Genomic DNA, 17,685 nt, shown 5'->3' with positions numbered 1-17,685 from the left:
CGGAAACCAAGCCATGACAACCCGCCGCGCCACCGACAATTCCAAAGCCCTCGACGCTTTCATGACCACCAAGCTCCAGATTGACGCGATGCTGGAACGGCTGACCGCGCTCAGCTCAGAGCATTTCGAGACCCACCCAGACGAGATCAACTGGGGCGATGTGGGCACTCTGAACCACTACGCCAGCCTGCTGCGCCAGATCACGGACAGCGCCTTCATGGAGGGCGAGCATGCAGCTTGATCCCGCCCAGCGCCACCAGATCAAACAGGATCCCACCATGCCGAAACTCACCGACACCCAGACCATTATCCTCACCGCAGCGGCCCAGCGCACCGACAACATCGCCCTTCCGCTGCCCAAGGGGCTGGCCGGTGCGGCGGCGAAGATGGCTGTCGCCAGGATGATCGCACACGGCTGGCTTGAAGAAGTCGAGGCAAACCTGCGTTGCGGCGAACCCCTTTGGCGCGAGACTGGCGATGGCCATGGCACCACGTTGGTTGTCACCGATGCGGGGCTGCTGGCCATCGGGATCGAGCCGGTGGCGGACCCGCAGCCGACCGCAGCGGGCACTCCGAAACCGGTCCATATCCGCACCGGCACCAAGCAGGCCCAGATCATTGCGCTGCTGCAGCGCCCCGAAGGTGCGGCGATCACCGAGATCGTGGCGGAGACTGGCTGGATGGCTCATTCGGTGCGCGGCATGATCTCCGGTGCGCTGAAAAAGAAGCTGGGCCTTCCCATTGCCTCTGAAAAGGTCGATGGCAGAGGCACCGTGTACAGGTTGGACGCGGCCTGAAGCCCTGCTGTACGCTCGGATCATCTGCGACGTGTGCGAGAGCACCAGCGTTCGAAAAGGCGGCGAAGAGTGTAGCTGCGCAGCAAGGAGATACCCACGAAGATCGCGCTGATGGCAAGGTTCTCGCCCAAGCTCGGATGCAGCCCGAACCATGGGAACACCACGATCTGGGTCGCCAGCGCCAGCGCATAGCCCACAGCCACATTGGTAATGGCCTCGATCAGCGACATGCGGCGCGACTGGGTCATATCACCGGTCCCAGAATCTGAAATTCCTCTCGGATGACCTTGGCGGTCTCGGTCGCCTGCAATTCATTGAACACGCGCGCTGCAATGCGGCCCACATTCACGATGATGCAGGCGTTCTCGTTTGGCGCGATCAGCAGCTCCTCGTACTCGGTATGACGCAGGAACTCACACGGGGCCTCAAAGGTGAGGTGGTTGTCACTCGGGCGGATCAGCCAAAGCACGCCGGCGCAATCATCCGGCGCATCGATCCGATCCTGCAGAAACGGTGACAGGTGTTCTTGCACCAGCCCGAATGCGACAGACGGACCAAAGCCGAGCTTGCGCAGGTCCTGTGCCGCCGCAACCGCCACAACATCTCTCCAGCTATACCAGCGCGCCTTTCCGGGCTTTGGCGTGTCTTCCGGCCGAAAGTCGTTCCGGGATATGGCTTGGTTCAGGTCCGCGCGTGTGATCGGAATGGTCCGTATGAGGTCGGCGTTTCGCCAGATTGGGGCGTCGATAATCATTTCTGTCGTGTCTCCTTGCCAAAGGTGGTCTCGTTACGATTTTCCAGCTGTGCCTTTCGCCCCGTCGCCATCTCCCACCGCCGCACGGCCACGTCGCAATAGATCGGGTCCAGTTCCATCGCAAAACACCGCCGCCCAGTGCGTTCGGCGGCGACGATCTGGGTGCCGGAGCCGCAGAACGGCTCATAGATCAGGTCGCCCGGATCCGAAAACGCCGTCAGTACAGCCTCGACCAGCGCAACCGGAAACACGGCCGGATGTGATCCGGCGGCACCCAGTCCACCCTTGTGGCGCATGATGCGGAAGACGCTGTCGGGGATGCGGTGGCTTTGGATCGCGTTGCCGGTGCCGGTCTTGGCATGCACGGTGCCGTCGGCCCCGCGCAGCCCACCGCCGCCGAGGGTTTCGCCCGCGTGCTTGGACGGGACGGTCTTGTGCGGTTTGCGGGGCGCGCGGTTGAAGTGGAAGATGAACTCGTGCGACGGGGCCAGGCGGCCGTTCCAATCGCCCGGCAAGCCAGGGCCCTGATCCCAAACATACCATCCAAACCGCCGCCAGCCAGAGCCGCGCATCCATTCCACCCATCCTTCCCAATAGGGTTGCCATTCGCTGTCGCGATGCACGAGGCCGAGGTTGATCAGCAGCTGCGCCTCGGCGGTGACCGGCGCTGCGGCGAACACGCCCTGCATCAGCGTATCCCAATCGCCGACCTTTTCCTTGGCTGCCCCGTAGTCGCGCTGCTGGGCATAGGGCGGTGATGTGAACATCAGCGGGGCTTGTTCGCCCTGCATCAGCCTCGCGACAGCGGCCGGATCGGTGGCATCGCCGCAGCACAGCCGATGCTTGCCCAGCGCCCAGATGTCGCCCGGCTTCGTGATCGGATCAGCGGGCGGGGCCGGGATCGCATCGGCCGCATTATCAGAAATCGCAGGGCGGTCGTCAGCGTCTGCCAGCAGTGCGTCCAGTTCATCCTCGGGGATCCCGATCAGCCCGAGGTCGAAATCCTCGGCCAACAGTGCCTGCAATTCCTGCAACAGCAGCGCCTCATCCCAGCCGCCCAATTCGGTCAGTTTGTTGTCGGCGATCCGATAGGCCCGACGCTGGGCTTCGGTCAGATGCCCAAGGACGATGACCGGGGCATCGGACAGCCCGAGGTGCGCGGCGGCTAGGATGCGACCATGGCCAGCGATCAACTCGCCGTCGGCCGCGACCAGCACCGGCACGGTCCAGCCGAACTCGGCCATGCTGGCGGCAATCTTCGCCACCTGGTTGGCATCGTGGGTCTTGGCGTTTCTGGCGTAGGGCTTCAGCCGGGCGAGGGGCCAGAGTTCGATCCTGCCCGGCAGGAGGGGCGCATTCATGCCGCCAGCCTTTTCGCCTTCAGGTCGGCAAAGGTCTCGCCGGTATCAGCCAGCACGGCATTGGCGCCGGTAAATTGCTGCCAGCGCTCGATGGCCACATCGACATAGGTCGGGTTCAATTCGATGCCAAAGCAGACCCGCCCGGTGGTTTCCGCCGCGATCAGCGTGGTGCCGGATCCCATGAAGGGTTCAAACACCGCCTGGCCCGGGCTGGAATTGTTCAGGATCGGGCGGCGCATGCATTCCACCGGCTTTTGCGTGCCGTGGACCGTGGCGGCGTCTTGGTCCTTGCCGGAGATGTGCCAGAGGGTGGTCTGCTTGCGGTCGCCCGCCCAGTGCCCCTTGCCGGTCTTTTTCACGGCATACCAGCAGGGTTCGTGCTGCCAGTGGTAATCGCCGCGGCTAAGGACGAGGCGGTCCTTGGCCCAGATGATCTGTGAGCGCACAGCGAACCCCGCTGCCGCCAGGCTCTCGGCCACGGTCGAGGAGTGCAGCGCGCCGTGCCAGACATAGGCTACGTCACCGGGAAACAGCGCCCAGGCTTCGCGCCAATCGGCCCGGTCGTCATTCAGCACCTTGCCGGTGCGCTTGGTCTTGGCGGCACCGGCCTGGTTGCGCCAAGACGGATCGTACTCCACGCCGTAAGGCGGGTCGGTGACCATCAGGAGTGGCTTCACATCACCCAACAGCCGCCCGACCACATCAGCCGACGTGCTGTCGCCGCAGATCAGCCGGTGCGACCGGTGCGACCGGGGCGACCCGAGCTGCCAGAGGTCGCCCGCCACCGACACCGGCGTGACCGGCGGATCGGGAATGTCATCCTCGCCCTCGACCGCGCCGCCTTCGACCTGATCGGGATCGCGCAGCAGCGCGTCCAGATCCTCGTCGGTGATCCCGAGCAGCGACAGGTCGAAATCCTCGGCCAGCAACCCAGCGATCTCGTCGCGTAGCATGGCCTCGTCCCATTCGCCCAACTCGGTCAATTTGTTGTCGGCGATCCGGTATGCGCGGCGCTCTGCTTCGTCGAGGTGGCCAAGCCGGATTACAGGCACGTCGAGCAGCCCCAGCATGATGGCGGCCAACACACGGCCATGCCCTGCGATCAGCTCGCCATCGTCGGCCACCAAGCAGGGCACGGTCCAGCCGAACTTCGCCATGCTGGCCGCGATCTTGGCGACCTGGTCCGTGCCGTGAACCTTGGCGTTGCGGGCATAGGGGCGCAGCCGGTCAATCGGCCAAGATTTCTATCTGGCTCGGCGCAAAAACCAGGTCCATCGGGTCGCTTTCATGTGGGGCAGGGCGGGCAAGCCGATGCGCGCGGCCAAGGGTGGCAGCTGCAGAATCGGGATCCGCGATGTGGAAAAATGAAAACGCCAGCGAGGGGATACCTGCGGGCAATATTCTTTCGATGATCAATAGGTAGGTCAAGAGGGCTAGAAATGTCAATCCATTTTTTGTCGTGGAATCAACGTGTTCGAAGACGTCCGAAAGCTCCTGGCCGAGAGGTGCCTTTATATGCTGGCTACCGGCGAGGGTGGCTTCCGTCAGGTGGCTTCCCTGGCTTCCGAAAGAAATCCACCTTGCCTGCGCTGCGTGCCGGGTAAGTCACTGATAATGAGTCATAATGCCGAGGCGATCTGTGGGGGTGGCTTCCAAGTGGCTTCCCCGGTGAAAAAGCCACGCGCTAGCGAAATGCCGCGCTCAGCCCCCCCGTATACGAATAGGGCTCGGGAGGAACCATGCCGGGGGGCTGTGGCCGCTACCGGCCCCTAGCGGTCGGTTAGGTGCTGATGATAGCAAAAAGAGCCAGCAGACGAAAGCGGCCATCCGAACTGGGTCGGGCGAGGCGGAAATTACCTTGGGCGTTTCATTTCAAGGGATAGCGGCACATGGCTCACCTCGATCCGTCCGTTGCGGGAACGATGGTGGTCAGCTGGCGGGGCGGGTGCGATAGCAGGCTTGGCGTAAGCCACCTGACATCAGATACCGTAAATCAAAGAGGCGCGACTGGTGAATAACCTGTCGCCAGCTTGTGCAGCCATAGTTTTCAGGCTGTTCATCCGGATGACGAGCGTTCACCCACCGAACAGCGGCGGCAACAGGAGCCCAACCGTCAATTCCAGTTTCCTGAGCTGCTTCGTGCAGCGCTTGGGCGATTTGCGTCAGGTTCCAGGGGATGCGACCGGCGACAATATAGTCTTGAACCTCAGATGACATGAGGGCGGCTGCCATTTGCCCCTGCATCTCCGTCAGGTCATCGGCCCAGCTGCGCAAGACCCCAAAGGCTTGGGTGATGCGGTCCAAGGCCAGCGCCAACGCGGCTTGCGCCTTCAGGCAGCTTTCGTGGGTGGCCAAGTCATGCTGCCCAAGAAAATGATGGACGAGGTCGTTGCGCAATTTGACAAGATCCCGCATGTCGCTCTCGGCTTTCTCGAAATCCCCGCCCGAAAGGATGATCTGCGCCCGGTAGCTTACGGAAGGGGCGTCGTCCCTTTCTGGTCTGGCGCCCTGACTTTCGGGCCCCACTACGAAAGAACCCAGCAATTCGCCGGCCACCGTCCCAAGTGTTTTGCCATGGAAATTCGCGACCCGGTCGGCCTGCACTGTCTCGAGGTCGGCGGCCCGGGCGGAGATATCGTGTGCCGCGACGACGGCCTTCATCAGCATCTCATAGGCCTGCAGGCGCAGGAGACAAAGCCCGAAACGGCGCTGAACGTCGTGTCGCGACGCTGTCAGTTCGAGCTCGGCTTCCGGGTTCATCACATCTCCTCAATCGGCCTCAGCGATAGCAGACCTTGCGACTGGTTCCGTTGTGCCAATTCTTGCCCCGCGGAGACGGCCAGGGTCAAGCTTCTGACCTACGGTGGACGGCCCATTCCGGCAATTGACCGGGCCTACCTCCGCTGCGATGCAGCCCGTCATTCCGGACTTTCGCTGCGACTGCAAAATCAAGGACGCAGCGAACTCACGCTCTGCGGACAGAACCGCTATCGGCCCAGTGTCGGCTATTGAGCGCCAACCCGAGGTTCAGAAGGTGCTGGACCGGAGCCGGGCCATCGAGCATGACCGCCTCGTTGCCAAGCTGTAGTAGCTGGCGATGGACGGTAAAGTGAACGCTGTGATCATTGCCTCGAAGGCCTGCCACTCGTACCGCACGGGCGAGCCCTTGGAGGGCAGCGCCGCGCAGGTCAACATCAACCTGCCCTCCGCCATGACGCCCGAGGACTACCGCAAGTTGGTGGACGTGACGCCGAAGAAGTGACAAGTTCATCCCGGACATTCTGGGAGGGTTACTTTTGCATACTGTTAAGACGTTCGATCACGAGGGGCGCTCGTTTGAAATCAAGATGGTCAGCGACGGGGACGGCTGGCATCTCAAGGTCTTTGTCGATGGGAAGCCAACAAAGATGGACGGGGGCGTGAGCCACGAAGTCCAGCAAGACGCTGCACATTATGAGTTCGGTGATCCGCGCAGGATCATTGCGGATGCGCTGGAAGATTTCATCAAGGGGAAGGGTTAGGGCATCGCCGCCGCCACCTCGGCAGTCACGTCGCGGACCCCAGGGGCGGACCACACGTCCTCCCGAAGGATAAATTTATGGCTGTTGGTATGGGCGACGTAGGTTGACCGCGCCTCCACCACGCCGCGCGGGATCAGCGCCGCCCTGACCACGCAGAAGTCATCATCGAAGATCACGCCCGCCAGCACGTCGAAGTGCCCGCCCGCAAGGTCGCGGATTGCCGATAGCTGGCGCGAAGGATTGCGCCGGTGGACCCGCCGCCCCTTGATCTGGAAGCGCGTCCCGTCCGGCCCGGTCGCGTCATATCCCCGCTCTGAGTTCGGGGCCTGCGTCCAGCCGAAGGCGGCGCAGAACAGGTGTTCGGCAAGGTCGCCGGTCGGGTTGTTGGCAGTGCGCACGACGCCCCGCGACCGCAGCTCCTCGCCTATCTGGGCATGGAGCGCGAGGAGTTCGGCGGCGGTCAGTTGGGCAAGGTCAGGCAACAAGTATCTCCCAAAGCGGCATGTCACTGATTTGGCTATACTATCCCAATGATGCACAACCCCGCCACCATCGACATTGCGCCTATGCCGTTTCAGGCGCGCGTCCTGTCGCTGCCCCTCGAATGGGACCTGCTGCTTGACGGAGGGCGCGGCGGCGGCAAGACCTATGCCGTGATCCTTGAGGTTTTCCGCCGGGCCGAGCGGTGGGGCGCGCTGTCGGAGCTGGAGCAGTCATTGGCTGCAATACAAGAAATCTCCAAGATGGGCTCCAAGCCGACCTCGGATGCGGCGCGGGATAGTAACTTTGCTGCCGACTTCGTCGACAAGAGCGGCCAGAGCCGACCTTCGTGCTAGGTACAACAGTTGACCGCTCCCAGCCCAAATACTACGTTCGGTCGCGATGGAAATCGACATGGTGTCCGATACGGGCGTTACCGCCATACTGTCAAAGGTGCTGGCGCTGCGGGATGGTCGCGGGGTGCTGCCTGTTTTACCACTTCCCACGTTGCCTAACCCGAAATCTGTCCGTAACTTCACACTTAATAAATGCGGGGGATCAGAATGGATTGGTTAGTTGGTTTCGTTTTGGGTTTCTTCGCCGATCTCTTCCGGTCGGTTTTCATGCCTGCCAGCACAGAGTGGATCAATCGTTTCATTCCTACCGCCAGAAAAAAGGCGAATGTCGAAGAGAATGTCCTTACTCTCGATATTATGGAAAAACTGAAATCACTTGGCAAAGACCCTGCACTAGCGAAACATGCCCGAGATGATGCTGCCCAATTCTTGGCGGTGCTGAACAGCCAACAGGAAGCCTTCGTCGAAAATGCTATCGAGATTATCGACAGCACCTATATGACCCAAGTCGAAATGAATATGGAAGCTGGCCGCCGTGCGGATTTAGCGAGGCAACAGATGGAGCGCGCAATCGTCGCATTGGAGCGTTCAGGATGGATGGAAGCGAGCCAAATCGCAGCACTTAACCAAACACAAGCGAATTGGGAAAGTTATGCAAAAGCTCAAGCGGAGTTCGCGGCGGCTGAGTTTGACGGGGGCAGTATGGCCCCCCTTGTCTACGCAAGCGAACTTGAAACTGTGACGGTGAGCCGGACTGGCGAATTGAAGCGAATGCTCGAAGAAATGCGTGAGAGATATGGGGATTAAACGCGTTTTGCGTGAACGGTTTTGCCGTCAACTTCAACTTCAAATTCGATTCCGTCAGCGCGAATCCTATAGAAATGAACCGCCATGCTTAGGTATTCTGTTCTAGGTCCATCCTGAATTAATTGGCCATCAGAATAATCTTCTTCTTTGAACCTGCGGTCTCTCCAAAAATACTGAAGGCACTCGATTTTCTTGGGAACGCCCCCCATGTCGTCAAAAACGGCTTCCACGGCCAATGCCGCCGCTGCATTTCTTCCCAAGACCACGTCAGGTCTGGAAAAATACTTCTTGATTGAGTTCGCGGCATTCCTCCACGCTTCCAAATTCTCAGATACGGGTTTCGCAAGAAAGAACGTCGCCACTAGTGCAGGCCAGTATTCAGTTGCGATTTGGACGATTGTTGCAAATGCAGGGAGTGAATAACCGGGGGCAACATCCACCTCGTCAAATTTTTGAGAAAACTCCTTTTCTAGCTGTGCCTTATACCACTCATATTGCTGTTCTTCATCAAGGTCGCTTGGTTTCCCGTAGCTATCATCGACAATGCAAACGAGAATTTCCTCTGGGCCTTCGTGAGTGTGGCCGTCATGTTTTTGCATAATTGCCTTTCCAGCCACGTGGACTAAACAGCGGTCGGGGCCTTTTCCGGCCCGTCTTTGCACATAAGATCGCTTTTCCGGCGCTCCATGTCCAGTCCCACAATTCTGCCGCGCCGCATAGCTATAGGCCAAAGTGTCCAGCACCTCGTTCCAGCGGCCCGAAATGATTTCCCAAACCCACATGGGGCGGCCCCGGCTGAACTTCGTGACCAGCACGAACAAGACATTCGCATCAGGTGCAGCGCTGAACCCGCTGCAGGTGCGAAGGAACTTGCCAGATTTTCCCGAAAGCTTGAACGCTCGCCACTACCTTGTTCTAACCGACCTGCGTCGGCTACATCCTGAGGTTCAGCAGTTCGGGGATTGGGTGAAGGAAAAGGGCATGATTGCAAGAGGCGGGAATGTCGTGGTTCTAAAAAAGGAAGGAAATCCCATTTGAGTGATAAAGATTACAGCCAAATGAGAAGTGTGGCCGACGAACCTCATTGGCAGGAGTTCGTAAAGCGGACCGGAGGTGAATTGGTTGCACCCCTTATTACTCGGCAGAAAGTTCAGAACGCTGACTTTCTATTTCGACATGATAGGGTCGTCATTGAACTGAAGGTTCTGGAAACGGAGTTTTTGGATGCTCCGTCCGTTGTCAGCAAGATTGAAGCTGCTTTTGATCGAAATCCAAACGGTGACCCAAATGATCTAACTGCGCCACTGGGGCGAGAGCTGCTCAAAATTCTGCGCGCCCCGTTGCAACGGATCATCAAGAAGGCAAACCGACAAATTCGAGAAACGAAACAGGAGCTTGGTTTGGTTGGTTGGAGGGGCATTATCGTCATGGTCAACGATGGCTTCCGCGCGCTTGCTCCTGACTTAGTCATGCGGCTGTGTTCGGACATCCTCGCAGGTGAGCGCTACAGTAGCGCCGATGCGTTTATCTACCAGACAAACCACTACATCGAAGTTCCAGGAAACCCGTATGCGCTTCTTCTGTGGGCGCCGCTCTATGCTGAAAAATCGGGCCAGGATTTGGTTGAATTTGTGAATGATCTCGGTCGGCAGTGGCGCAAGTATGCGGAGGATGCGGATGGGCCATTCGATCATAGCGAAGAGCGGGAGTTTATGGACCTTTCGCGGTCAGCAGTTGTGGCAGGGCCGACGCGGCGCTGGAAATATGAGGGCGACTAGCAGGACAGCGCTAGAGGCAACGCGATGAATGACTGCTAACGGCCGTTTCGCCAAACTTTGCAAATTCCGCTTTCTGCGCATCGCTGTCGTTGGTGAGCCGCGCAGCGAAGGTCGGCTTCCGCCCATCTTGACGTTGTCACCCGGTTCCCCAAGGTCTCACCTTCGGCATAACTGCCGTCACTTCCATCTCCCGCAGCATCCGCCCGGCTACCAGTCCATCCCTCACCCAATCCAACGTTCGCCACCAATCCTCATACCCGCGCCGAGCGGAGGTGATCTGTTCCGGATGCGGCCGCCAGGTTACCGGACAGGCCCGCACTTCGATTGTACGCCATTTGCCGCGGATCAGTATCCTCTCGGTGCCGACAACGACGCTGACGGCGCGATCACCATGCCGGTTGCGCTTCATGTCAACCGGCACGCAGCGGGGCACCGCGCCGGGCATCCAGTCGGGCGTTATCCCCGCACGGGCCATTTCGGCGACGCTGATCGCCATACGGATGCCGCCGAGATTGTCAGGGATCCCTGCGACAGTTGCGGCGATCACTTCGGCGTCGGCATGGGTGTAGCTGCCCATCTTGTGCTGGCCACCGTCAACCTTGCAGCCCAGCGCCGCGCGCTGCAGCAGGACGTATTCGAGGCCAAACCCGAAGCCTTCCTCGGTTGCATTCTTTGGTGGAGGCAGTTCCAACTGCGCTTGTTCCACCCGAAACGCCCATTCCAGCGCCGCTTGCACGCCCAGCGCGCGTTTCACCTTTGTGCCGCCGTTGCGGCTAATCCGTCCCTGCATGCTCATGGCCGCAATCCTTCAAACAAGTTCATCTGCGCTGGGCCCTCCGGCCCGTCCGTCGGCCGCCAAATCCAAGGGCCCGAGGCCATGGGCAGATGCGAGAGCGCGCCACGCATGTGCTGCTGCCAGCGGGTGAACTCCGTTGCCGAGCAGGCGCAGAGCGCGTGCCCGGTGGGCCAGCCCATCAGCCATCCGACGAAGATCGGATTGAGCCGCCGCCGTGCCCGCGCTTTCAGGATCCGCCGCGAGACGTTCCGCCCATGCGAGGCAATCATTGAAGCCCAGAGCAGGCGCGAGATCAGGGCGTGATGCGAGGACCGCTGCCCATTCTGCGTGATCACTGGGGCCTGGCGGGTGAAGCCCTGTTCCGCGCGGTAATGAAGGATATCCATTCGGCTCTTGCCATCCGCCCGCGTAACACTGGCTTTGCTCGATCCCTTCCAGTTCTGTGCTGCCGGTGTTGGCCATTGTGCCGCCTGCGCTGGCAGGGGTGGGGTGCCACCTTAGCCATAACTCTGGCCCGGTCCGCCCTTCACGCCATCCGTCGCTTTTGGTGTCGACCAGTTCGTGATGCCCAGCGCCAGCGCTTCCGCCTTGCGGGTGAAGTCGCTGTTCCCGGCCGGGTTGTAGTTCGCCGTACCGGGATGCAGGCTCATCGGTGTGGGCCAGGATGAAGATGCGCAGCCGCTGGTGCGGCGCGCCGACTTCTGCCGCGCTGAATAGACCCGCCGCAGGCGTGTAGCCCATGTCCCAAAGCTCTCGCAGGACGGTCTCAAGCCCGAGGCTGACGTGACCGGCGACGTTTTCGAGGAAGACCCATTCGGGACGGCATTCGCCGATGACCCGGGCAACGTCGGGCCAGAGGTGGCGGGGATCGTCGGCACCGCCGCGCTTTCCCGCCGCGCTGAACGGCTGGCAGGGATATCCGGCCAGCACCGTGTCAAAGGCGCCGCGGAAGACCCTGGCATCGAAACTGCGTAGATCGTCCCAGATTGGCGCTGGGGCGAAATATCCTGCGCGCTGGGCGGCGCTGAGGACAGTTCGGGGCCAATCCTCCCATTCGACAAATGCGCGGGTGTGATAGCCGGGCTCCGCGAGCATGAGGCCCAGATCAAGTCCTCCGCCGCCTGCGCAGAGGGACAATCCGTGCCGGGGGCGTGACACCATGCCATTCACCGGATCCCCCGCATCCGAAGGCGCTCGGGCGTGACTAGGCCGCGCGCCAGCATCAATCCGCATATGGCGGTGCTGATCATGCTCTGAGGCAGGTACTCGTCGGAGTTCACCTTGGCCGCATAGAATTGCGCCAACTCATCCTCGCTCGGCTGCGGACCAACATCGCGCTTGCGCGGACGCTTGGTTCTCATACTGCTGGCATCGGTCTCGGCTGCCTGCGCATCGCGCTGGGCGGCGCGTTCCATGAATCGGTCGAGGGCTTTGGGGCCATCGGGCGGATTGGGATGATCGCTGCGGGTCTCGGTGGCGACCTCAACGATCCGATCCATGGACAACCCGAGATCATCGATCCAGCGGCGAACATGCATCCGTGCTGGCCAGCCTTGCCACCAGGCCGGCAGGCTGGTGTTGGCGGCGATGCCGAGCGCCGTCAGCAGCTCTGCGAAAAACCGATCAAAATCGGAATCGCGCGCTTGCGCGTCCTCCTCCTCCTTTACAGGTTTACTTAAGGGTTCTCTTACAAGGTTAGTGTCCGAAATTCGGACACGGCTTTGGCCATTTTCCGGACACGGCTCGGGGCCAAATCCGGACACGGCTTTCGCGTCAATCCCGTGTCCTGAATTCGGACACGGGTCCTGCTCTGGGATGGCATCCGGGCCGCAACCTTCTGCAACAGATGGGTTTTCCCTGAGCGCGCAATCCCCATGTCCGATATCCGGACACGGAACCACTTCAGCTGGTGTGAAGCCTGGCTCGAAGCACAGGATGTAGCGGGTGGGCAGCTGGCGTTTGGTTGCCGGATCGATGCGGGGAATCCTGCGCAACAGGCCTGCCGCCTCAAGCTGGCCTATGTGATCGTTCAGGGTTGAGCGGCTGATTTCGCAATCATGTGCGAGCCTGTTCTGCGAGGGGAAACAGCCATAGTCCGGGTTGAACCGGTCGCAGAGATGCCAGAGTACGATCTTGGTGGTTGGTTTCAGCCCGCGCTGCTTGATGGCCCAGTTGGTGGCTTCGTGGCTCAAGGCGCAGCCCTCCGCGAGGGCGGCGCGATGCGCGTCGTAAATCCTTGGTTGGCCAGTGCCTCCAGCGCGTCGTCAAGGCTGCGCACCAGCGCCCAGCCGAAGCCTTGCGCCAACACGGCATCGCGAAACGCTTCCTGTGCGGGGCTGAGCCGGCCCTTGAGGGATTTCAACTCGAGGAACAGCGCACGCCCAGCGCAGAGCACCACCAGATCGGCAAAGCCTGAATGGAGGCCCATGCCGACCAGGATCGCTTGGCGTTTTGCGCCGCGTGGGCCTGCCTCCGTCACCTCATTGGCGCAGTGATGAATGATTGCCGAGCGGGGCAGGGCAAAGTGCAGGACCTGTACCACGGCGCGCTGCAGATCGGCCTCGGGTGTGCCGCGGCGCTTCATTGCCCGGCCTCCGGCTCAGATTGCTCGATATGGCGCTGGCGCTGGGAGCGCCGCGCGTCGATCACGAACAGGAGTGCGCGGGCGTCGCGACGCTCCGTGTCGTTTTCGCCATGCGTGACCAGAATGTTGCAGGCGAGCCGGACGAGGTGGTCGGAGTGATGGGCGACATCGGCGATAACAGCGCGAGCCTCGTTCACGCGCGCGGCGGGCCATGTTCCAGCAGTGCGGGGCACGTTAAATGTGCGGGCGTCATGCAAGGTCATCGACGGCCTCCCGCACGCTTGCGACGAGGGGCGCTGGTTTCCTGTTCTTCCAGCCAGTCCAGCAAGGCGCTGCATCGGTAGTAGATCTTGCGCCCAGCCCGAATGCAGGGTGGTCCTGAGCGTGCTGCGTCCCAGCGGCGCAACGTGTCCTCAGACACCCCGAGCTGGTGGGCGAGTTCCGTGCGGCTGATCCAGCCGCTCATCAATGTGCTGGGCATCGGTTTTGCCGTCGATGCACCGATAACTTCCTGCATGTCGCGTCTCCAGAATTGCGACCCGAATGCGGGTCTTTGCTGGTGACTACTCAGGCACATGTCTCGGGGTGGCAGGGAGGCACGGGGTGGCACGAAACCCGGCACCCCCTTGCCACCCCTTGTTTTATTGGCATTTCGGCGGTCGCACTGGCCAAGGCCATCCATTGCGCTGCGTCGCAGCAATTCCGGACTCGACGGCATTCGGCTGCAAACAGCGGCAAATAGCGGCAAAACCCGCGCTATAAACTGGATTCGTGTGCATTCGGCTGCAAAGTGGGGGTGGCAACCGGCAAAAGAGCGTGCCACCCCCAGTGTTTATTGGGAATTTACAGGCTGATGCCCCGTTGCAGCGACCTCGACGGCAGAGAGCGTGCAGTCTTCGGGTCGATCAACCCAATCTCAAATGCGCCAAGCGTGGAGGGAAACGCGGGAACCCCAATAAAAACAGGGGGTGGCATGCAGTTCGTCTCCGTCGTGCCACCCCGTGCCTCCCTGCCACCCTCAGCGCCATGCTTTGCTTGATATCAGGCCGGAACTACGCGTCATGACAGGGCCAAGAGAGAGGTTTTTACATGGTGGACAGACAGAAGTTGAGCGAGAAGGTCCTACGCGACGCCGTGCCCGCCGAGGGGCGGGATTATCAGATTTTCGACACCGAGGTGCGTGGTTTTGCTTTGTGCATCTACCGCGGCGGCGGACGGGCTTTTACGCTCGACTATCGCTACGCTGGGCGGCAGCGCCGAATGACCTTTGCACGCTGGCCGGAATGGGGCGTGACTGCCGCACGTGAGCGCGCCAAGGCCCTACGCCGCGAGATTGACGCGGGCGGCGACCCGCTGGCGACGCGTGATGCGAAGCGCGAGGCACCGCGCGTCAGCGATCTGGTCAAGCGTTATGTCGATATGCATCTGCCACATCTGGCGACCCTGAACGCTGCTGATCAGCGCTCGATGATGGAGAGGTTCATTGATCCGACTTGGGGCACCATGCTGGTGACCGAGGTCTCGTCCTACGATGTCGAGTTGCTTTTGAACAATGTCGCCGAAGGACGTGCACGACCGTCAAAGCAAAAGCCCAACAACCGGGCCCGCAAGCTCAAGGGGGCCAAACCCACACCGGTTCGCGCCAACCGTGTTGGCGAGGTCGTTCGCAAGATGTTCGCCTATGCCGTCAAATGGGGATGGCGCGACGACAACCCCGCGACGGGGTTTCGCCGCCGGATGGAAACGCCGCGCGAGAGATATCTTTCGCATGAGGAAATCGCGTGTCTGGCGACAGCTCTGGATGCGGCAGAGGATGACCGCGCCGCCGGGATCATTCGGCTATGCATGTTGACCGGTGCCCGGGTGGGGGAGGTCCGACAGGCGCGGTTCGAGGATTTCAACCTCGAGCATCTGAGCTGGACCAAGCCCGCCACGACCACGAAGCAGCGACGCGTTCACCGCGTCCCGATCTCGGACGAGGCGGCGGCCATCGTGCGTCAGCGCCGCCTCGCGGTGATCAAGGGATCCCCATGGCTCTTTCCCGGTGATGTTCCCAGCCAGCCTCTGCTGGAGGTGCGCCGGTTTTGGATCCGCATTCAGAAAGAGGTGGGCATCGAAGATGTGCGTATTCACGACCTGCGCCACACCTTCGCTTCGCTTCTAATCAGTGGTGGTGCCTCGCTCGAGATGATCGGCAAGCTCTTGGGCCACAGCCAGATGCAGACCACCCAGCGCTATGCGCATTTGATGGATTCGCCGCTGCGCGCGGGGGTCGACGCGGTGGCCTGCGCCTTCAAGCCGATGCCACGGTTGGTTCATGACGCAGATCGGCCTGTTGCTGCGGCCAGCCCGCTACCGCGGCCTGGCCAGCGCGTTGGCGCAAAACACCTTACCGTTTCGGGTTCTTGAACTTCACGGCTTTGAGGATCGGGGTCAGTCGTCGCCGGATCGAACGCTCATCAGGAAATTCCCCAGTTTCCGACTGCGCGGCGAACCAGTCCTGTAACTCCCTGATCCATTCGGCCTGGGATATGGGCAAGCCCTCTTCGAACACCCGCCGCGTGATCTCAACACTCATCCCGGGCCAATCGTAATCCCCATCGTCACCAAGCCCAGCGCCTTCGGCGACACGACCGAAGAGATTGTTGACGTCTTCAAAACGCTGCACTTCCTGGCCGAGGATCATCAGATCGCCGATCGAGACTGGCACGCCCTCCTCAGGGGCAGTGATATAAAGCCAATCTTCCCCCTCGAGTTGCCGCACGCGCCGCAAGTGCGCTTCTTGCGGACCAGTCCCGCAACGCCGGAACATCGGCAAGATATCTGCGGGCTCGATCTGTACCAGCCCAGCGATGCGGACTTCGTCACACGCGATGGGCGGAATGCCCGTAACGAACTTGAGCATCCCCATCGCCGCCCAGCCCGCAATGTCTGAAACCGTGCACCCCCAGCGTGCAGCGGTTTCGTGAACAGGATAAAAAACACGTTGTGGCAGGCCCATACTCAAATCCTCCTTCAAGGACCGCCAGCCAGATCGAGCAGAGCCTGGCAGCGGGTGTTAAGCTTTTTGCGTCGTTGCTGATCGGCGAAATCACTGAAACAACGTGATTTTTGATTCTCATTGACGTAAGAGAGCTTTAATCTCCCTATGGGGTAAGTTGCTTACCCCTTGTGCAATCGGAGGGAGAATATTCACCATGTCATTCGCCAAGGCGCAGGACCTGTTCCGGCTGGCTGAAATGGCCAAAGCGCGTTACCGCGGCGTGACCTTGCGCGACATCATGGAAGAGTTCGCCGTCAATGAGCGGACGGCGCGACGCATGGCACGGGCGCTGGAGGACGTGTTCCCGAGGATTGATGTTGTCACGGATGACGAGCGCCGCCGCTGGTGGTCCCTGCGCGATGTCGATTACATCCGCCACCGCGGGTTTCGCGACAGTGAAATTGCCGCGCTGGATCTTGCGATCCGCAGAGCCGAGCGGGACGGGGCTGCGAACGAGGTCAAATCGCTTTCCGAGATGCGCGACCGGCTCCTGGCGTCCGCGTCGCCGCCACAAGCGCGTTCAGCCGAAGTGAGTTCCGAGGTCATGCTCGAGGCGAATGGGTTCGCATGCCGCCCCGGGCCAGCGAGTCAGGCATCACCGCATTATCTGAAGCTATTGTTCGAGGCTTTCATCGCGCCGATGTCGATCCGCATGACGTATCGCAGCGCCCGTGATGACGCACCCCGCGAGCGGGTTGTAGAACCCTACGGCGTCATCCTCGGCACCCGACATTACCTTGTGGCGCGCGATACGACGCCGGAGCAGCGGATTCGTCAGTATCGATTTGATCGGATCAGTGAAATGGCTGTGACGGGGCAGGGCTTTGTGCGCGATCCGGATTTCTGCATCAACGACCACTGCGCGCAGTCTTTCGGATCGTTCTTCTCTGAAGCCGAGCACGGGCCCGTTCGTTGGCGCTTTGTGCCCAGCGCTGCGCCTGTGGCGCGCGACTTCCGTTTCCATCCAAACCAGGTGATGACTGATTTGCCGGACGGCAGCCTGATGGTTGAATTCAGCGCAAGCGGTTGGGTGGAGATGGCGTGGCACTTGGTCTCATGGGGCAGAGCGGTCAAGGTTTTGGAACCGCGAGAGCTGCATCTCATGCTGGAGACGGTGCTGAGTGGTGACGTGCACGTCTTGCCATGATGGCCAATTTCGATGTTCCAACATTCGTAGCCTAGACTCGAAGGGTGGAAAGCAGCCTGACTATAGCGCGCCACTGCATCTGCGGTGACCTTTGAAAAGCATCCACTCATGCCGCTCGAGCGAGAGGAAATATGGAATTGGGTCGACCTATAGAGAGCCGACCGACGCACGAGTGGTGGCGTGGAATGACTTCGATCTAGATCATGAGCTGTCGAGTCGATGATGCCTCCGTGCCTCCGTGCCGCCGAAAGCCCTTGCCAA

At 60.9% G+C, this 17,685-nt stretch carries 24 protein-coding genes and 2 pseudogenes; 10 read left to right on the top strand and 16 right to left on the bottom strand.

Annotation, left to right across the window (positions count from 1 at the left end):
- Positions 1–13: 13 nt before the first annotated feature.
- Both VDQ28_RS20485 and VDQ28_RS20480 read left to right on the top strand, forming a co-directional pair.
- The gene (locus tag VDQ28_RS20485; protein ID WP_323037698.1) at positions 14–241 is read left to right on the top strand and encodes a hypothetical protein; all 228 of its coding nucleotides are present in this window, start codon (positions 14–16) and stop codon (positions 239–241) included.
- Positions 231–797, top strand: a complete 567-nt coding sequence (locus tag VDQ28_RS20480; RefSeq protein WP_416349410.1) for a DUF3489 domain-containing protein — start codon at positions 231–233, stop codon at positions 795–797. The genes VDQ28_RS20485 and VDQ28_RS20480 overlap by 11 nt, the downstream gene beginning before the upstream one ends.
- Positions 798–817: 20 nt before the next feature.
- On the opposite strand, the gene VDQ28_RS20475 is transcribed toward VDQ28_RS20480, so the two are convergent.
- The 5 genes and pseudogenes from VDQ28_RS20475 to VDQ28_RS20455 form a co-directional block, all read right to left on the bottom strand.
- Positions 818–1,045 carry a hypothetical protein gene (locus VDQ28_RS20475; protein WP_323037697.1) on the bottom strand — a complete coding sequence of 76 codons (228 nt, stop codon included), beginning with the start codon at positions 1,043–1,045 and terminating at the stop codon, positions 818–820.
- A complete protein-coding gene (locus VDQ28_RS20470; protein WP_323037696.1) occupies positions 1,042–1,395 on the bottom strand; it encodes a hypothetical protein in 354 nt (117 codons plus the stop codon). The genes VDQ28_RS20475 and VDQ28_RS20470 overlap by 4 nt, the downstream gene beginning before the upstream one ends.
- 152 nt (positions 1,396–1,547) lie before the next feature.
- Positions 1,548–2,912 carry a site-specific DNA-methyltransferase gene (locus VDQ28_RS20465; RefSeq protein ID WP_323037695.1) on the bottom strand — a complete coding sequence of 455 codons (1,365 nt, stop codon included), beginning with the start codon at positions 2,910–2,912 and terminating at the stop codon, positions 1,548–1,550.
- A pseudogene (locus tag VDQ28_RS20460) lies at positions 2,909–4,187 on the bottom strand (site-specific DNA-methyltransferase). The gene VDQ28_RS20465 and the pseudogene VDQ28_RS20460 overlap by 4 nt, the downstream one beginning before the upstream one ends.
- A 654-nt stretch (positions 4,188–4,841) precedes the next feature.
- A complete protein-coding gene (locus tag VDQ28_RS20455) occupies positions 4,842–5,672 on the bottom strand; it encodes an OST-HTH/LOTUS domain-containing protein (protein WP_323037694.1) in 831 nt (276 codons plus the stop codon).
- Positions 5,673–6,009: 337 nt separating this feature from the next.
- Between VDQ28_RS20455 and VDQ28_RS20450 the strand changes: the two genes are divergently transcribed.
- Positions 6,010–6,174 (top strand): hypothetical protein, encoded by a 165-nt coding sequence (locus VDQ28_RS20450; protein WP_323037693.1) that lies wholly within the window; start codon positions 6,010–6,012, stop codon positions 6,172–6,174.
- A 34-nt stretch (positions 6,175–6,208) separates the two neighbouring features.
- Positions 6,209–6,433, top strand: a complete 225-nt coding sequence (locus tag VDQ28_RS20445; RefSeq protein ID WP_323037692.1) for a hypothetical protein — start codon at positions 6,209–6,211, stop codon at positions 6,431–6,433.
- On the opposite strand, the gene VDQ28_RS20440 is transcribed toward VDQ28_RS20445, so the two are convergent.
- Positions 6,430–6,915 carry a hypothetical protein gene (locus tag VDQ28_RS20440; RefSeq protein WP_323037691.1) on the bottom strand — a complete coding sequence of 162 codons (486 nt, stop codon included), beginning with the start codon at positions 6,913–6,915 and terminating at the stop codon, positions 6,430–6,432. The two genes, VDQ28_RS20445 and VDQ28_RS20440, sit on opposite strands and share 4 nt — an antisense overlap.
- Before the next feature lie 48 nt (positions 6,916–6,963).
- Here VDQ28_RS20440 and VDQ28_RS20435 point away from each other — a divergent pair, with 48 nt between their 5' ends.
- Both VDQ28_RS20435 and VDQ28_RS20430 read left to right on the top strand, forming a co-directional pair.
- Positions 6,964–7,269, top strand: coding sequence for a hypothetical protein (locus VDQ28_RS20435; RefSeq protein WP_323037690.1), 306 nt, complete (start codon positions 6,964–6,966; stop codon positions 7,267–7,269).
- 207 nt (positions 7,270–7,476) lie between these two features.
- The gene (locus tag VDQ28_RS20430) at positions 7,477–8,076 is read left to right on the top strand and encodes a lysozyme inhibitor LprI family protein (protein ID WP_323037689.1); all 600 of its coding nucleotides are present in this window, start codon (positions 7,477–7,479) and stop codon (positions 8,074–8,076) included.
- On the opposite strand, the gene VDQ28_RS20425 is transcribed toward VDQ28_RS20430, so the two are convergent.
- Positions 8,073–8,858: a hypothetical protein gene (locus VDQ28_RS20425; RefSeq protein ID WP_323037688.1), complete on the bottom strand. Its 786-nt coding sequence runs from the start codon at positions 8,856–8,858 to the stop codon at positions 8,073–8,075. The two genes, VDQ28_RS20430 and VDQ28_RS20425, sit on opposite strands and share 4 nt — an antisense overlap.
- A gap of 22 nt (positions 8,859–8,880) precedes the next feature.
- Here VDQ28_RS20425 and VDQ28_RS20420 point away from each other — a divergent pair, with 22 nt between their 5' ends.
- Together VDQ28_RS20420 and VDQ28_RS20415 are read left to right on the top strand one after the other, a co-directional pair.
- Positions 8,881–9,114 (top strand): hypothetical protein, encoded by a 234-nt coding sequence (locus tag VDQ28_RS20420; protein ID WP_323037687.1) that lies wholly within the window; start codon positions 8,881–8,883, stop codon positions 9,112–9,114.
- Entirely contained in the window at positions 9,111–9,854 is a 744-nt protein-coding gene (locus tag VDQ28_RS20415) for a hypothetical protein (RefSeq protein ID WP_323037686.1), read from the top strand. The genes VDQ28_RS20420 and VDQ28_RS20415 overlap by 4 nt, the downstream gene beginning before the upstream one ends.
- Before the next feature lie 136 nt (positions 9,855–9,990).
- Here the strand turns inward: VDQ28_RS20415 and VDQ28_RS20410 are convergent, their stop codons facing one another.
- From VDQ28_RS20410 to VDQ28_RS20375, 8 genes and pseudogenes are all read right to left on the bottom strand, one after another.
- On the bottom strand, positions 9,991–10,650 hold the full coding sequence (locus VDQ28_RS20410) for a hypothetical protein (RefSeq protein ID WP_323037685.1): 660 nt from the start codon (positions 10,648–10,650) through the stop codon (positions 9,991–9,993).
- Positions 10,647–11,036 (bottom strand): hypothetical protein, encoded by a 390-nt coding sequence (locus VDQ28_RS20405; protein ID WP_323037684.1) that lies wholly within the window; start codon positions 11,034–11,036, stop codon positions 10,647–10,649. Before VDQ28_RS20405 ends, VDQ28_RS20410 begins: the two co-directional genes overlap by 4 nt.
- 111 nt (positions 11,037–11,147) lie before the next feature.
- Entirely contained in the window at positions 11,148–11,300 is a 153-nt protein-coding gene (locus tag VDQ28_RS20400) for a hypothetical protein (protein WP_323037683.1), read from the bottom strand.
- A 52-nt stretch (positions 11,301–11,352) separates the two neighbouring features.
- Positions 11,353–11,745 (bottom strand): annotated as a pseudogene (locus VDQ28_RS22700) (DNA cytosine methyltransferase); the annotation flags it as partial.
- A 71-nt stretch (positions 11,746–11,816) separates the two neighbouring features.
- Positions 11,817–12,842 carry a helix-turn-helix domain-containing protein gene (locus VDQ28_RS20390; RefSeq protein ID WP_323037681.1) on the bottom strand — a complete coding sequence of 342 codons (1,026 nt, stop codon included), beginning with the start codon at positions 12,840–12,842 and terminating at the stop codon, positions 11,817–11,819.
- Positions 12,839–13,234, bottom strand: coding sequence for a VRR-NUC domain-containing protein (locus VDQ28_RS20385; RefSeq protein WP_323037680.1), 396 nt, complete (start codon positions 13,232–13,234; stop codon positions 12,839–12,841). Before VDQ28_RS20385 ends, VDQ28_RS20390 begins: the two co-directional genes overlap by 4 nt.
- Positions 13,231–13,497, bottom strand: coding sequence for a hypothetical protein (locus VDQ28_RS20380; RefSeq protein ID WP_323037679.1), 267 nt, complete (start codon positions 13,495–13,497; stop codon positions 13,231–13,233). Before VDQ28_RS20380 ends, VDQ28_RS20385 begins: the two co-directional genes overlap by 4 nt.
- Entirely contained in the window at positions 13,494–13,751 is a 258-nt protein-coding gene (locus tag VDQ28_RS20375) for a helix-turn-helix domain-containing protein (protein WP_323037678.1), read from the bottom strand. Before VDQ28_RS20375 ends, VDQ28_RS20380 begins: the two co-directional genes overlap by 4 nt.
- A 572-nt stretch (positions 13,752–14,323) precedes the next feature.
- Here VDQ28_RS20375 and VDQ28_RS20370 point away from each other — a divergent pair.
- Complete coding sequence (locus VDQ28_RS20370) at positions 14,324–15,643, top strand: tyrosine-type recombinase/integrase (protein ID WP_323037677.1); 1,320 nt, start codon at positions 14,324–14,326, stop codon at positions 15,641–15,643.
- On the opposite strand, the gene VDQ28_RS20365 is transcribed toward VDQ28_RS20370, so the two are convergent.
- Positions 15,624–16,235 (bottom strand): hypothetical protein, encoded by a 612-nt coding sequence (locus VDQ28_RS20365; RefSeq protein ID WP_323037676.1) that lies wholly within the window; start codon positions 16,233–16,235, stop codon positions 15,624–15,626. The genes VDQ28_RS20370 and VDQ28_RS20365 overlap by 20 nt on opposite strands.
- Before the next feature lie 196 nt (positions 16,236–16,431).
- On the opposite strand from VDQ28_RS20365, the gene VDQ28_RS20360 reads away from it, so the two are divergent.
- Positions 16,432–17,424 (top strand): WYL domain-containing protein, encoded by a 993-nt coding sequence (locus VDQ28_RS20360; protein ID WP_323037675.1) that lies wholly within the window; start codon positions 16,432–16,434, stop codon positions 17,422–17,424.
- The last annotated feature ends 261 nt before the right edge of the window (positions 17,425–17,685 follow it).

Source organism: Pararhodobacter sp., from assembly GCF_034676545.1.
GTDB lineage: Bacteria > Pseudomonadota > Alphaproteobacteria > Rhodobacterales > Rhodobacteraceae > Pararhodobacter.
The sequence above is the reverse complement of the archived record's forward strand: the minus strand, read 5'-3'. Positions and strand labels throughout refer to the sequence as shown.

What these genes read in the sequence shown, in the direction of transcription:
- VDQ28_RS20485 (WP_323037698.1), top strand. Translation starts at nt 14, where the DNA reads ATGACAACCCGCCGCGCCACCGACAATTCCAAAGCCCTCGACGCTTTC.
- VDQ28_RS20480 (WP_416349410.1), top strand. Translation starts at nt 231, where the DNA reads ATGCAGCTTGATCCCGCCCAGCGCCACCAGATCAAACAGGATCCCACC.
- VDQ28_RS20475 (WP_323037697.1), bottom strand. Translation starts at nt 1,045, where the DNA reads ATGACCCAGTCGCGCCGCATGTCGCTGATCGAGGCCATTACCAATGTG.
- VDQ28_RS20465 (WP_323037695.1), bottom strand. Translation starts at nt 2,912, where the DNA reads ATGAATGCGCCCCTCCTGCCGGGCAGGATCGAACTCTGGCCCCTCGCC.
- VDQ28_RS20455 (WP_323037694.1), bottom strand. Translation starts at nt 5,672, where the DNA reads ATGAACCCGGAAGCCGAGCTCGAACTGACAGCGTCGCGACACGACGTT.
- VDQ28_RS20450 (WP_323037693.1), top strand. Translation starts at nt 6,010, where the DNA reads ATGGACGGTAAAGTGAACGCTGTGATCATTGCCTCGAAGGCCTGCCAC.
- VDQ28_RS20435 (WP_323037690.1), top strand. Translation starts at nt 6,964, where the DNA reads ATGATGCACAACCCCGCCACCATCGACATTGCGCCTATGCCGTTTCAG.
- VDQ28_RS20430 (WP_323037689.1), top strand. Translation starts at nt 7,477, where the DNA reads ATGGATTGGTTAGTTGGTTTCGTTTTGGGTTTCTTCGCCGATCTCTTC.
- VDQ28_RS20425 (WP_323037688.1), bottom strand. Translation starts at nt 8,858, where the DNA reads ATGTGGGTTTGGGAAATCATTTCGGGCCGCTGGAACGAGGTGCTGGAC.
- VDQ28_RS20410 (WP_323037685.1), bottom strand. Translation starts at nt 10,650, where the DNA reads ATGAGCATGCAGGGACGGATTAGCCGCAACGGCGGCACAAAGGTGAAA.
- VDQ28_RS20405 (WP_323037684.1), bottom strand. Translation starts at nt 11,036, where the DNA reads ATGGATATCCTTCATTACCGCGCGGAACAGGGCTTCACCCGCCAGGCC.
- VDQ28_RS20400 (WP_323037683.1), bottom strand. Translation starts at nt 11,300, where the DNA reads ATGAGCCTGCATCCCGGTACGGCGAACTACAACCCGGCCGGGAACAGC.
- VDQ28_RS20385 (WP_323037680.1), bottom strand. Translation starts at nt 13,234, where the DNA reads ATGAAGCGCCGCGGCACACCCGAGGCCGATCTGCAGCGCGCCGTGGTA.
- VDQ28_RS20380 (WP_323037679.1), bottom strand. Translation starts at nt 13,497, where the DNA reads ATGACCTTGCATGACGCCCGCACATTTAACGTGCCCCGCACTGCTGGA.
- VDQ28_RS20375 (WP_323037678.1), bottom strand. Translation starts at nt 13,751, where the DNA reads ATGCAGGAAGTTATCGGTGCATCGACGGCAAAACCGATGCCCAGCACA.
- VDQ28_RS20370 (WP_323037677.1), top strand. Translation starts at nt 14,324, where the DNA reads ATGGTGGACAGACAGAAGTTGAGCGAGAAGGTCCTACGCGACGCCGTG.
- VDQ28_RS20365 (WP_323037676.1), bottom strand. Translation starts at nt 16,235, where the DNA reads ATGGGCCTGCCACAACGTGTTTTTTATCCTGTTCACGAAACCGCTGCA.
- VDQ28_RS20360 (WP_323037675.1), top strand. Translation starts at nt 16,432, where the DNA reads ATGTCATTCGCCAAGGCGCAGGACCTGTTCCGGCTGGCTGAAATGGCC.